At 32.5% G+C, this 13748-nt stretch carries 15 protein-coding genes; 9 read left to right on the top strand and 6 right to left on the bottom strand.

The window, feature by feature from the left end:
- Positions 1 to 57 precede the first annotated feature (57 nt).
- Entirely contained in the window at positions 58 to 1347 is a 1290-nt protein-coding gene (locus tag QYS47_RS16615) for a TlpA family protein disulfide reductase (protein ID WP_322347182.1), read from the top strand.
- A gap of 44 nt (positions 1348 to 1391) precedes the next feature.
- On the opposite strand, the gene ftsH is transcribed toward QYS47_RS16615, so the two are convergent.
- Both ftsH and rsfS read right to left on the bottom strand, forming a co-directional pair.
- Complete coding sequence (gene ftsH / locus QYS47_RS16610) at positions 1392 to 3479, bottom strand: ATP-dependent zinc metalloprotease FtsH (RefSeq protein WP_308355631.1); 2088 nt, start codon at positions 3477 to 3479, stop codon at positions 1392 to 1394.
- 67 nt (positions 3480 to 3546) lie between these two features.
- Positions 3547 to 3900: a ribosome silencing factor gene (gene rsfS, locus QYS47_RS16605; RefSeq protein WP_322347181.1), complete on the bottom strand. Its 354-nt coding sequence runs from the start codon at positions 3898 to 3900 to the stop codon at positions 3547 to 3549.
- 59 nt (positions 3901 to 3959) lie between these two features.
- Here rsfS and QYS47_RS16600 point away from each other — a divergent pair, with 59 nt between their 5' ends.
- The 3 genes from QYS47_RS16600 (at position 3960) to QYS47_RS16590 (ending at position 6927) form a co-directional block, all read left to right on the top strand.
- Positions 3960 to 4724, top strand: a complete 765-nt coding sequence (locus tag QYS47_RS16600) for a biotin--[acetyl-CoA-carboxylase] ligase (protein WP_302122656.1) — start codon at positions 3960 to 3962, stop codon at positions 4722 to 4724.
- 104 nt (positions 4725 to 4828) lie between these two features.
- Positions 4829 to 6130 (top strand): adenosylhomocysteinase, encoded by a 1302-nt coding sequence (gene ahcY, locus QYS47_RS16595; protein WP_308355633.1) that lies wholly within the window; start codon positions 4829 to 4831, stop codon positions 6128 to 6130.
- 56 nt (positions 6131 to 6186) lie between these two features.
- Positions 6187 to 6927, top strand: coding sequence for a glycosyltransferase domain-containing protein (locus QYS47_RS16590; RefSeq protein WP_308355634.1), 741 nt, complete (start codon positions 6187 to 6189; stop codon positions 6925 to 6927).
- Position 6928: 1 nt separating this feature from the next.
- Here the strand turns inward: QYS47_RS16590 and QYS47_RS16585 are convergent, their stop codons facing one another.
- From QYS47_RS16585 to QYS47_RS16570, 4 genes are read right to left on the bottom strand one after another with little or no spacing between them, the layout of a single operon-like run.
- The gene (locus tag QYS47_RS16585; RefSeq protein WP_322347180.1) at positions 6929 to 7747 is read right to left on the bottom strand and encodes a glycosyltransferase; all 819 of its coding nucleotides are present in this window, start codon (positions 7745 to 7747) and stop codon (positions 6929 to 6931) included.
- Complete coding sequence (locus QYS47_RS16580) at positions 7744 to 8832, bottom strand: glycosyltransferase family 4 protein (protein ID WP_322347179.1); 1089 nt, start codon at positions 8830 to 8832, stop codon at positions 7744 to 7746. Before QYS47_RS16580 ends, QYS47_RS16585 begins: the two co-directional genes overlap by 4 nt.
- Positions 8829 to 9593: a glycosyltransferase family 2 protein gene (locus QYS47_RS16575; RefSeq protein ID WP_322347178.1), complete on the bottom strand. Its 765-nt coding sequence runs from the start codon at positions 9591 to 9593 to the stop codon at positions 8829 to 8831. The genes QYS47_RS16580 and QYS47_RS16575 overlap by 4 nt, the downstream gene beginning before the upstream one ends.
- Before the next feature lie 10 nt (positions 9594 to 9603).
- Complete coding sequence (locus tag QYS47_RS16570; protein ID WP_322347177.1) at positions 9604 to 10419, bottom strand: hypothetical protein; 816 nt, start codon at positions 10417 to 10419, stop codon at positions 9604 to 9606.
- An 86-nt stretch (positions 10420 to 10505) separates the two neighbouring features.
- On the opposite strand from QYS47_RS16570, the gene QYS47_RS16565 reads away from it, so the two are divergent.
- The 5 genes from QYS47_RS16565 (at position 10506) to nadD (ending at position 13692) form a co-directional block, all read left to right on the top strand.
- On the top strand, positions 10506 to 11447 hold the full coding sequence (locus QYS47_RS16565) for a glycosyltransferase family protein (RefSeq protein ID WP_322347176.1): 942 nt from the start codon (positions 10506 to 10508) through the stop codon (positions 11445 to 11447).
- A 186-nt stretch (positions 11448 to 11633) separates the two neighbouring features.
- The gene (locus tag QYS47_RS16560) at positions 11634 to 12206 is read left to right on the top strand and encodes a sigma-70 family RNA polymerase sigma factor (protein WP_308355640.1); all 573 of its coding nucleotides are present in this window, start codon (positions 11634 to 11636) and stop codon (positions 12204 to 12206) included.
- Between the two features lie 70 nt (positions 12207 to 12276).
- A complete protein-coding gene (locus QYS47_RS16555) occupies positions 12277 to 12537 on the top strand; it encodes a zf-HC2 domain-containing protein (RefSeq protein ID WP_308355641.1) in 261 nt (86 codons plus the stop codon).
- Complete coding sequence (gene gmk / locus QYS47_RS16550; RefSeq protein ID WP_322347175.1) at positions 12534 to 13109, top strand: guanylate kinase; 576 nt, start codon at positions 12534 to 12536, stop codon at positions 13107 to 13109. Before QYS47_RS16555 ends, gmk begins: the two co-directional genes overlap by 4 nt.
- A gap of 4 nt (positions 13110 to 13113) precedes the next feature.
- Positions 13114 to 13692, top strand: a complete 579-nt coding sequence (gene nadD / locus QYS47_RS16545; RefSeq protein WP_322347174.1) for a nicotinate (nicotinamide) nucleotide adenylyltransferase — start codon at positions 13114 to 13116, stop codon at positions 13690 to 13692.
- Positions 13693 to 13748 lie beyond the last annotated feature (56 nt).

Here is a 13748-nt window from a genome sequence, read left to right as displayed (position 1 = left end):
ACCTACTTATAGTTAAATATTTATATTTTTACTTTTAATTATATAAATAGTGGATAGGTGAAATCTATATTTATTCTTTTAACTTTTACTGTATACACACTTAGTATATCGGCTAATACCGTAAGCTTTTTGCATAAGTCATCTCATAAGGTTAAGCTTTCTGATGCTGCATATCCAACAGCTCTAATAATCAAAGCTCAATTTGAGTATCCTGAATCAACTGTTTTTAATATCAATGATGATAAAATATATCATTTCTATACTTTAAATTATAGGAATCAGGATTACTATTTATGGATTGAGAATCTTAGTCATGATATAGAAATTGATTTAGAAAGAATAAGTAAGCAAAGTGGGTATCTACTACTTCTAAAACAGGAATGGTATAAAAAAGATTTTAGTGATCAATCAACAGAATTGAACCGAATTCATACGTTAGATATGTATTATAAATTTGCTGTGGATAGTTTATTAAAACTGGCAAATAATAATGATGACTATCGTTCAGATAATTCTTATAGCACCATTGTTTGGGATAAAAAATCAGCAAAAAAACTATTCAATTATGCAATTGAGAATTTTGACTCAACTATAGAGGATGAATATATTCATTTTGTCCCTTCTTATATTGAATACTGGCATTTACTTTATAAGCTGTATTATAAGTACTTTCATACAACTAGTTTCAAGGGCTTAGATAATCCTCGTGTTAAAGCCCAAATTGAAAAGGATTTCAGTTTGCCTGAATCCAAATTATTAACTTTTCATCATTTTTTTAATTCTACCCTAACGGAAAGTGATTTAAAGGCCAATCTTAGATTATATGAAAGTAAATTAAGTCCAAGAGAGATAGAGATTGCAGAATCATTAATTCAAAAAAAGGCTATTCAGAATACCATTTTAAACTCTGAAATTGATTTTATTTTTGGATTGGATATAGATGATGCTTTAAAAGCATATCTGTTAAGAGATGGAAATGAAAAGAAAAGTCTCCTGATTTTCTGGTCTACATGGGATAGAGGTATGAATTCTGAATTTAGTTTATTAAATGAAATTAAAGATGAATTCGATCAAACATATAATTTCATTCATCTTTGTATAGATGCCTATGAACAACCAGAAAAAACAAAGTCCTTTGTCTATCAAAATAATATTTCAGGTCACCATTTATTTCCTCAAGAAGAAAAGGCTTTCAGAAATAGCATTTACCGAAAGTCATTAAAAATTAGAGAATTTCCTTTTTATAGTATTGTTGATCAAAATGGAGAGATATTAGAATCAGAGTCTATTCCACTTTCTGTTAGTAATAGATTAGGAAATAAGCTTAAATATTACTCAAAAAAATAGCCTCACTATAAAAGCAAGGCTATTAAAATTAAGTGTTTATTTTTTTATTCTTCTGATTTATTTTCTGCGTTATCAGAAGACTCTTTCGAACTCGTTGTAGATTCCTCTACAACTGATTCTTCTTTTTCAGCTTTTTCTTTCTTTTCCTTCTCTGCAGCTTCTGATTTCTTCCCATTAGTATATGCCTCATAAGTAGTTTGATGCTCAAATGGTCTTTTCCCAATTAATTTTTCTAAATCAGATTGGAATAAAATTTCTTTTTCAAGTAACTGCTGAGCTAAAATTTCTAACTCATTCCTTTTCTCAGTAAGTAATTTTTTAGTTGCCTTATATGCCTCAGCAATTAATTTACCTACTTCTTCATCAATTACTCTGGCCGTCTCTTCAGAATAAGGTTTGGTGAATTTATAATCGCCACCATCTTTAGAATCATAAAAAGAAACATTACCAATTTTGCTATTCATACCATATACACTTACCATACTGTAAGCCATTTTAGTAATTCTTTCTAAATCGCTAAGTGCACCAGTTGAGATCTTTCCGAAAACGATTTCTTCAGCAGCACGACCACCTAAAGCCATACACATTTCATCAAAAAGTTGCTCTGTTTGATGCAAGAACTGTTCTTTTGGTAAATATTGAGCATAACCCAATGCAGCAATACCTCTTGGCACGATACTAACTTTTACCAATGGGTCTGCATGCTCCAAGAACCAACCTGCAACTGCGTGCCCTGCTTCGTGATAGGCAACAATTTTTTTCTCATCAGGAGAAATGATTTTGTTTTTCTTCTCAAGACCACCAATCACTCTATCGATTGCGTCTTGGAAGTCATTCATATCCACTGCTTTTTTGTTTCTACGAGCAGCTATTAAGGCAGCTTCATTACAAACATTTGCAATTTCGGCTCCAGCAAATCCTGGTGTTTGAGCAGCTAACTTCTTAGCGTCTATATCTTTAGAAACTTTCAATGGACCTAAGTGAACTTTGAAAATAGCTTCTCTACCAATGATATCAGGTTTATCAATACTGATTTGTCTATCAAATCTACCTGGTCTCATCAAAGCGGAATCTAACACATCAGGTCTGTTGGTAGCTGCAAGAATAATGACCCCAGAATCAGTTGAGAAACCATCCATTTCCACTAAAAGTGAGTTTAATGTATTTTCTCTTTCATCATTAGATCCTGGCATTCTTCCACCTCCTCTTGATCTACCGATTGCATCGATCTCATCTATAAATACAATACAAGGCGCTTTTTCTTTAGCCTGCTTAAATAAATCTCTTACTCTAGCAGCACCAACACCAACGAACATTTCAACGAAATCGGAACCGGATAGCGAGAAGAATGGAACTTCTGCTTCACCAGCAACCGCCTTAGCTAATAATGTTTTACCAGTACCAGGAGGGCCTACTAATAAGGCACCTTTAGGTATTTTACCACCTAATGTTGTGAATTTGGAAGGGTTTTTAAGGAATTCTACTATCTCAGCAACTTCCTCTTTTGCTTCATCTAAACCTGCAACATCTTTAAATGTGATTTTAACCTTATTCTCTGCATCAAATAATGCGGCTTTAGATTTTCCGATGTTAAAGATTTGTCCACCAGGGCCAGCTTGTCCTGACATTCTTCTCATCAAGAACCAAACCCCAAAAAGTAGGAATATTAAGAAGCCATAGCTCCAAAACATTTCAGACCACTGAGTTCGCTCTTCAACCTCATATCCAATTCTATCTTCTTCAGGAACTTGGCTTTCCAATTCTGAGAAGTTTTTATCAAAAATATCTAAGCTAGGAATTTCGAAAGAATAATGTGGCCCTTGTTGATAATTCCAAGGATTTTGATTTTCTAATTCTTGAATATACTTAGAGTTTTGAAGTGCATCTTCTTTTAGATACACTTCCACTATACCTTGATTTTTAAGCAACAACACTTTTTTAATGTCATTACTTAAATACATTCTTTCAAATCTCTTTTCAGATATCTTTATTGCATTACTGCTACCGCTAAACAAAGAAATACCAAACACAACTGAGATCAATATTATGATCACCCATATTTGATAATTTGGCTTTTGTGGCGGCTTAGGTATGATTTTTTTTCTTTTGCTATCTTTTGGTTTTTCTGCCATTACTATTTAACTATTACAATGCTGAATGGATAACGTAACCATTTAGCATTATGTTTATTATAAATTTTTATACCGTTTCTATTTCTGTGACTTTAGCATCACCCCACAAGTTTTCAAGATTATAACGAGTTCTAACCTCACTTTTGAAAATGTGGGCAACAACATTTACGAAATCCATTAATATCCATTCCTTATTGTTGTTTCCTTCTTTCATCCATACGTCTTCATCAGCTTGTTTGTAAACGAATTTTTCAACTGATTCAGAAATGGAGTCAACTTGCGTGTCAGATGTAGCGGAACAAATCACAAAGTAATCTGCTACTGCGTTTTTAACATCTGTTAAATCTAAAATGGTGATGTCTTGAGCTTTCTTCTCCTGCATTCCCTGCACAACTATTTTGCTTAAAGCTTCTGAATTCATTAAATATTTTTTGGTTTCAACTCTATGATGTTTCTTTGTTGTAAATCTACGAAATAATATTGCATAAAATCTTTGCCAATACCTTATTTATAGGGAAACAAGTAATTTCTCTGCCAAGCTGTCATTCAACCAACGATCTGATGGCACAACTCTCTGCCAAAAAACAGCTTCACGAAGGTGCAATTATCATTACAGAACACCAAACAAAAGGCAAGGGGCAAAGAGGAAATCAATGGAATTCACCACCTGGGGAGAATTTAACATTTTCAGTTTTTTTAAAGCCAAATTTTCTTTTAGCTAGTCAACAATTTGAACTGAATAGAATAGTTTCACTATCCGTTTTGGATGTAATTAAAGAATTTGAGTCTTCCGTAAAAGCTTATGTAAAATGGCCAAATGATCTTATTGTAAACAAAAAGAAGATTGGAGGCATTTTAATAGAGAATTCAATACATAAAGGAAACATTGCAGAAAGCATTATTGGGATAGGGTTTAATGTAAATCAAGATTCTGAATTGCTAGCAACTGCAACATCATTAAAGAATGTTTTTGATAAGAAATTTGAATTGGAAAAGGTTTTATTAAGCGTTGTAGAGAAAATTGAGCATTATTATTTAATAGCGAGAAGCAGAGATTTTAAGCTCTTACATCAACTATATGAAGAGAAACTTTATTTGAAAGATAAAGTAGCTTTCTATGAAGATTCTACTGGAAAGTTTAACGGAATCATTCGAAAAGTAAGTCCAGAGGGAGTGATTGAAATAGAGGATGAAACCGAAAATTTCAGGAAATACCAATTTAAAGAAGTGAAGCTTTTGTCTTAACGAAAACCTTTTCGATCAATAAACACTTACAACCTTTAATAATTAAAACTTATATGGTAATTTTGCAATGCTTAAAGCATTCTTAGAGAAGAAAATACAATACAATGATAGAGACACAAGATTACAAAGTAAAAGACATTTCCCTAGCAGCTTGGGGTAGAAAAGAAATTACATTAGCGGAAGCTGAAATGCCAGGTTTAATGGCCTTAAGAGAGGAATATGGAAAAGAGCAACCTTTAAAAGGTGCAAGAATCGCGGGTTGTTTACATATGACTATTCAAACAGCAGTATTGATAGAAACTTTAACGGCTTTAGGTGCTGAAGTAAGATGGAGTTCTTGTAATATATTCTCAACACAAGATCAAGCTGCAGCTGCTGTTGCTGAAGCAGGAGTTCCTGTGTTTGCATGGAAAGGTATGACTGCTGAAGAATTTGATTGGTGCATTGAGCAAACTTTATTCTTCGGTGAAGATAAAAAACCATTGAACATGATTTTAGATGATGGTGGTGATTTAACCAATATGGTATTAGATCAGTATCCTGAATTAGCAGAAGGTATCAATGGTCTTTCAGAAGAAACTACAACAGGTGTTCACAGGCTTTATGAAAGAATGAAAAAGGGGACACTTCCAATGCCAGCAATTAACGTTAATGATTCAGTTACTAAATCTAAATTTGATAATAAATATGGATGTAAAGAATCATTGGTAGATGCTATAAGAAGAGCTACGGATGTTATGATGGCTGGTAAAGTTGCGGTTGTAGGTGGATATGGTGATGTTGGAAAAGGTTCAGCTGCTTCTTTAAGAGGTGCTGGCGTTAGAGTAATTGTTACTGAAATTGATCCTATTTGTGCATTACAAGCAGCAATGGATGGTTTTGAAGTAAAGAAAATGGTTAATGCTCTTCCAGAAGCAGATATCATTGTTACAGCTACCGGAAATAAAGATATCATCAAAGGTGATATGTTTGATTTAATGAAAGATAAGGCTATCCTTTGTAATATCGGTCATTTCGATAATGAGATTGACGTTGCATGGTTGCATGATAATGCTGAGTGGGATAACATTAAGCCTCAAGTTGATTTAATTACAATGAAATCTGGAAAGCAGATTGTGTTATTAGCTGAAGGTAGATTAGTGAATTTAGGATGTGCAACTGGTCATCCATCATTTGTAATGTCTAATTCATTTACGAATCAAACTTTAGCTCAAATTGAGCTTTGGAAACACAAGGATAAATATGAAAATGCTGTTTATACTTTACCTAAACATTTAGATGAAAAAGTTGCGGCTTTACACTTATTGAAGATTGGAGTTGAATTGGATACTCTTTCTGAAGATCAAGCGGAATATATCGGTGTTACGGTTGAAGGCCCATATAAGCCAGAATATTACAGATATTAATTTCCATTATCTTATGAAATGAAGCTTTAGTTTTATCTAAAGCTTCATTTTTTGTTATGAGCAATAAAATAGTAATATATACAGCCATTTTTGGTCCTTATAACGATCTCATCCCACAAAGAAAGATTCACGGTATAGACTACATCTGTTTTACGGATCAGCCATTCAAGTCCAAAACTTGGAAAGTTATACAAGTAGAAACTGAATTTGATGACAATACAAAAAATAATAGGAAATTTAAATTATTGCCACATAAGTATCTGAGTGATTACGATTATTCAATTTATATGGACGGAAATTTTCTTGTTAGGAGAAATGTCACTGATTTTATAAACCATCATTTGAGTCAGAAGAAAATGGTGATTTTTGATCATGCTCAAAGTAGCGATTCAAGAAATTGTGTTTATGATGAATACGAAGCTATAATTGCATTGGGCAAAGAGAACGGATTTTTCAAGGACGATCCGGAAGTGATGAGAAGGCAGGTTGAACAGTATAGAGCGGAAGGCTACCCGGTAAATAATGGCCTTATTGCTGCTGGAGTTTTAATTCGAAAGCACAATGATCCTGAAGTCATTAAATTGATGGAAGCATGGTGGGGCGAGTTGATAAAAGGGAGTAAAAGAGATCAGTTAAGCTTTAACTATGCTGCATGGAAAAATGACTTTCCTTTACATTATATTGATGGGAATATTCGGAATAATGAAAACTTCTTATTTCTGGGCAAGCATAGAAAAAGCTATAAATGGAAATATTTCAGGTATCGTTTGAAGAAATTTTTTGGCTTAAAAAAGTGAGCTATTCTTTATTGATTCCGTATGGTGTTTTAATATACTTGTTTTCCATAGTTTCTTTAAGCAATTTCATGTTTTCAGCTTGACCTGATCGGCTTTGTTTTTTATGCCATAAATGGTATTGAACTAATGCGAATTTAGGTTTAAAAATCTCAAGACCTGCATGACGTACGCGTTCTCTAAGCTCTGTGTCTTCACCTACCCCAGGATAAATATATCGCTCATCGAATCCATTTAGTTCAAGTAATAGAGTTTTATGAATAGAGAAGTTACAACCTAATATTCCTTTATTATATGACCCTAATTTTTCATTTATCCACTTGCTGCTCATTCTTATACCAGCCTCCGCTTTACGGGTATCACTCTTAAAACTATCCAAAAGAGCAATACTAGATAACCATTTAAACTTCCTTGATTGTATATATTCTGAGGTAATTTTTTCGGACAATTTGAGAGATAGCTCGACTCTTCGCCCTATTAATACTCTTTTGTCTTGGCTGTATTTCAGATGGTCATCTATAAAAGTGTTAGCAGGGATACAGTCTCCGTCAATAAATATTAAATAATCTGCTTTACTAGATATAATTGATTTATTGAGGATTTTGGTTTTATTAAATCCATTATCGGGATGCCAAACATGAGTAATGTCAAATGAATATTGATTTATTATATTTTGAATTTCATCCACCACTTCTTTATTGGAGCCATCATCAGAAATAATTACTTCAAAATCAGAGAAAGTTTGCTGATTCAATGCGGTTAAGATCAATTTTAGCTGATCTATCCTGTTATAGAAAGATATTATCACACTGGCTTTACTCATGAATTCAGTATCTTTTTGTATAGATTAAAATGTCTTTTGGCCATTTCCTCTATTGAGAAATCTTTCACAAATTTTTTGGCCGATTCTCCTAATTTTTTCCTTTTCTCAGGATTTTGTGCCAACTCGATTATAAATTGTGCTAGTAGCTCGGTATTACCTGGTTCCGTAATAAGCCCTGTTTTATTGTGAATAACAATTTCAGGCACACCACCCGTTCTTGTGGCTACAACTGGTAATTTACTGGCAAAGGCATCTAAAAAACTAGTTCCTAATCCCTCTGATTGCGAACAGAGCATGAAAATATCTAATTGTGAAAGTAATGAGGGAATATTATCTAAAAAACCAGTGAGTATTATCTTTTGATTCAACCCTAATTGGTTGATTATCTCTTTCAATTTGTCTTTTTCAGGTCCATCGCCAACAATTAAAAAAGACAAATTAGGAACCTTTTTTAGAGCTATAGAAGCGGTATTTATGAAAGTATTAAAATCTTTTTCAATGCTTAAAGCTCCTACACCTCCAATAATTATTTGTTCGGAGTCGATTTGAAATCTATCTCTGAAATCAATTTCTTTTATAGGATTATTGAATTTATCAAGGTTGATTCCACTGTAAATAACCTCAGTCTTGGAAATATCGGTAATGTTTTGGACACGAGTTTGAATTTCTTTTGAAATACAAATGATTCTTTTTAAAGAATTAGCGTTGTATTTTATTTTATTGATAAAACCTGCAGAGATAGGAAATGAAACTCTTCTGTGTAAAACAAACTTTTGCTTAGGCACGAAGAGGTTAGCTAATAAAGACAGTGTATGAGCCTTTGAGTTATGTAGATGAACAATGTCAGCTTTTACTTCTTTAAAAATTTTGACAAAGGAATTAATTGCTAAAAGGTCAATTGAATTCTTAATCCTTACAGCTCTATAATTTAGTTTGTTTATTTTAGCATAGTGATGCATTTTGCTGTTTTTATTGCAGATGAGTACATTTTCCACACCTAGTTGTTGTAAAGATTCTATCAGATAAGCGATTTGTTGCTCACCACCTCTCCAAACTTTTTCTGTGCTTACATGCAATACTTTCATTGCTTGAATTTACTTTTTTGGTAATACTTAGCGTATTTTAAGAATTTTGCATGTGCAGAAATAATGGCAATAGCAAAGCCATAAAAACCATCTAAAAACCCTAATTGAAAGAAATATTTCTTGATAAACATAAAAGGTGGATCAAAAAGCATTTTAAAAATAGCGTTCTGCTTTTTCTTACTTTTCAATAATTGAGCAGCTGCTATTTCTGAAAACTTGTTTACTTGATCTATATGTGTACTGATTGAGTCAGTAGTATAATGCAGTATATCACCCTTTAGCTTTGCTGGTTCAACTCCATTCTTCAAAATCACTTTTTCATGTAAATCAGGAGTCCACTGACCAAAGTTTTTATTCCAAAGTCTGATTTTCCTGTCAGGGTACCAACCTCCATGTTTTATCCATTTCCCACAATAATTATTTAGGCGCGGAATATAAAATGCTTTTGACTTCTCAATTGATGATTCTTTTAAATGAATAATTTCCTCTTGTAATTCTAAGCTTAAGGTTTCATCAGCATCTATTGAAAGAATATAGTCAAATTGGCTTTGCCTGAGAGCAATATTTTTTTGTTGTCCATAACCTTCAAATTTATGCTGTATCCATCTAGTTTTATTGAAGCTATTTGCAATTTCTTCTGTCTTGTCAGTTGAATAACTATCTACAATAATGATTTCGTCAGCTACGGCTTGAATGGATTTTATACATTTTTCGATATTCTTCTCCTCATTAAAGGTGATAATATTTGCGCTGATTTTCATTTAATTAACTTTAAGCTGAATATTTTTTCGCAAAATCGATACATCTATTCCAATCCTCTTGGTAAAAAGTGTTAATTCTTTTTTGATGCTCAACACTTACTAGATTTTCATGCTTTGATTTAGGAATCAAATTAGCTGAATATAAAACCAGATGATTTATTATCCATTTAGACCTATAGGTAATAAAAGTCCAAATTCGGTTAGAGTAGTGTGTTTCATTATCTTTATCAATTGGACTATATCTTTTAACTAATTGTAATTGGTGGTCACTGTAAGCAGTATGTTTTGGATTTAAATTGATATCACTAATGTTGTATTCTGCTTTTAAATAATTGGCAATTCTATCTAAAAAGCTCTTTTGATCCTTTTTTAAATCTTCATGAAATAAAACCAAAGGTTGCTTTGTGAATTTTTCTTTAATGAACTCTAGCATTGGATAGAAATATAAATCCTTTTGTTTCCATGCACCTTGATCTTTTTCTAAATCAATAAACTGTTCAAAATCCTGCTTACCACCATTTTTGACATATCTTCTATATTGAGAAGCTATCCAACTATCATGTTTTCTTAAAATAATAATGATATTTGTATCTGGAGATATATCGGCAATTTTTTGAGTTTCATCATAAAATTGTCTGTCAAATTCTCTAGAGAATAAGTAACGATCATAACTCCCTTTTTTTATAATTTTTGGAAAAAATCTGTATATGTTTGAGGGGGTGTAGTGTATACCTTTTAATTTTGGAAAAAACCGATCTTGAAGAAAGGTAGATGCGGTTTTACCAAGACCAACATGGAAATATAATTCAGGTGAGGATTTACTCATAGAATAGATCTATTTTGAAATATCTTTTAGATTCCAAAATTACTGAATTAAAAAGAAACAGATTAATAAAATTAAAAATATTACTTATGAAGATCAGTGGCTTTACAATGGTTAAGAATGTATCAAAACTTTATTACCCCATTAAGGAGTCAATAGCTTCTATATTAGATTTGGTAGATGAATTCGTGGTGGCTTTAGGCGATTGTGACCCTGATGACAATACACAAGAATTGATTGAATCATTGAACAGTCCTAAAATTAAAATTATTCATACTACTTGGGATACGGCAAAATATCCAAGAGGGATGGAAAATGCTCACCAAACTGATATTGCCAAAGCTGAATGCACAGGAGATTGGTTATTTTATTTGCAGGCGGATGAAGTTGTTCATGAAAAATACCATGCTGAAATAAAATCGATGTGTGAGAAAAATTTAGATGATGAAAGAGTGGAGGGGTTTTTATTCAATTACATCCACTTCTGGGGTGATTTTGATCATTATCAGCATAAGCATGGCTGGTATCCATCTGAAATTAGAATAGTAAGAAATAAGAAAGATATTCATAGTTGGAAATCTGCCCAATCCTTCAGAAGGATTCCAAATTTTGACGGATTGAATTACAGAGTTAAAGAAGGGACTTTTAAACTAGGGGTTAAAAAATTAGAGGCCTACATTTATCATTATGGCTGGGTGAGGCCTCCAAAATTAATGACTAAAAAATCTGCATCATTGAATAAAATTCATTCTAATAAAGTAGATGAGAATGATTTTATTAAACCTAAAGAATTTGATTACGGGCCAATGCTACAATTTCCAAAGTTTAAAGGGACTCATCCAAAAGTGATGAAAGATTGGATAGCTGCAATGGATTGGAAAGATCAATTGAATTATTCAAAATACTCTAAAAGCCCGGAAAATCGATTGACAAAAAAAGCTATTAAAGTAAAAATATTGACTTGGATTGAGAATAATTTACTAGGAGGTAAAAAATTGTTCACTACTAAAAATTACAAATTGATTAAATAACCACACTTTGTTTGATTGTTAAATCACTTCTAGAAATAGAATCATCAAATAGTGAATAAATCCAAAAATTTATAAACCTTTCCCTTTAACATTTTCTTCATAAATCGTAAAAGTAAATTGATAACCTTATTTTTTTATTGGGGTTATATACATAATTACTAAATTTCAATTAGAGTGGGGGAAAGTATGTCATACAATAAGAATGATAGGCAAAAAGTTTTTAATCAAGAGTTTATGCCGCATGTTGATGCGATGTATAACTTTGCCTTTAGGCTTACTTTGGATGAAGATGATGCTAAGGATTTAGTGCAAGAAACTTTTATGAAGGCTTTCCGCTTTATCAATTCCTTTGAAACGGGAACCAATGCTAAAGCATGGCTGTTTCGAATCTTGAAGAATAGTTTCATTAACAATTATAGGAAAAAAAGTAAGCAACCGAGCAAGGTAGATTACCAAGAGGTTGAAACTTTTTACAATTCAGATTCTGTAAATGAGAATATTACAACAGATCTAAGAGTTGAAACTGTTCAGCATTTAATAGGGGATGAAATCACAAACGCACTCAATTCGCTTGATGTCGATTTTAGAACTGTAATAATTTTGTGTGACCTAGAAGGATTTACCTATGAAGAGATGGCGAAAATTCTTGATATTCCGATAGGTACAGTAAGAAGTAGATTACATAGAGCTAGAAATTTACTAAAAGATAAATTGAAACAATATGCTAGCTCTTTAGGCTATAAAGATAAAAGAAAATAGTTGGGAGAGTTTTTAGGAGAAGAAAACATTGGGCATATTTGTAGATTGATTGGCAAAGCCAAATTTTTTAATGAAAAACCATATCATGGAAGTTGAGCAAAAACAAGCGTGTACAGAATTATTACAAATTGTAATTGACGGGCAAGCTTCTGAAGAGCAACATCAAGAATTAATGGATCATTTGGAGAACTGTGAAGCCTGCAGAGAAGAATATCTTTTAAGTAAAACGATAAAGGATAAACTTAAAACAGGGATCAAAGCTGCAGCCTCTCCGGTTGGCTTAGCAAATTCTATTCAAAATAAAATTTTAGAAACAGCTTCCCCAAAATGAAAGAAAGCGGCAAAGCCATTATATTTTCTGCCCCCTCTGGCTCAGGAAAAACAACTATCGTACAACATTTACTTAATGAACATTCTAATCTAGGGTTTTCCATCTCAGCATGTACTCGTGATAAAAGAGGTAGAAGCGAAGTAGATGGAGTTGATTACTATTTCCTTTCAGTTGAGGAATTCAAAAACCGGATCGACAAAGATGAATTTGTAGAATGGGAAGAAGTCTACGAGGGCAATTTCTACGGCACATTAAAAGAAGAAGTTCAAAGAATTTGGGACCAAGGGAAAGCTGTAATTTTTGATGTAGATGTAAAAGGTGGTTTAAAGCTGAAAAAATATTTTGGTGATAACGCTTTAGCGGTTTTTGTTAAAGTCCCTTCTCTTGAGGTTTTAGAAGATAGATTGAAAAAAAGAAATTCTGAATCCTCCTCCAGTTTATCTCAACGATTATATAAGGCAAAATTTGAGATGACATTTGAAAAGGAATTTGATTATGTTCTGGTAAATGAAGATTTACCTACCTCACTTAATAAAGCAGAAAAGTTAGTGTCTGATTTTTTGAAAGAATAGTAATATGAGTAAAAATGTAGGGCTTTTTTTCGGTTCCTTTAATCCTATTCATGTTGGACATTTAATAATTGCAAACACTATGCTTGAGGAGCCTGATGTAGATGAAGTGTGGTTTATTGTATCTCCCCAAAGTCCTTTTAAAAAGCAAAAATCCTTAGCCCATGAATTTGATCGTTATGATTTGGTGGAAGCTGCCATAGCGGACCATTTTCATATGAAAGTATCAGATATTGAGTTTAATATGCCAAAGCCAAGTTATACGGCTGATACTCTGGCTTATCTTACTGATCAAAACCCTGATCACCATTTTAAATTGATAATTGGAGAAGACAATCTGAAGAGCTTCCCGAAATGGAAAAATTCAGATGTGATATTAAGAGATTATGGCTTATTAGTCTATCCAAGACCCAATGCTAAAAAATCTGAATTGGAAGAGCATAAAAATGTGCGTTTTGTAGAAGCACCGATGATGGATATTTCTGCTACTTTTATACGAAAATCCATAAAAAATAACCGTTCAGTAAAATATCTTGTGCCTGATGTGGTTTTAGATAGAATTAAAGGAAAAAAGCTTTACATTTAAATTCTGTTAAGCTACAGCTATCAACCTTAATTAAAACCTTGAACCATTCATTAGAA

The organism is Marivirga arenosa (assembly GCF_030503875.2).
Taxonomy (GTDB): Bacteria; Bacteroidota; Bacteroidia; order Cytophagales; family Cyclobacteriaceae; genus Marivirga; species Marivirga arenosa.
This window is presented reverse-complemented; position numbering and strand designations above follow the sequence as displayed.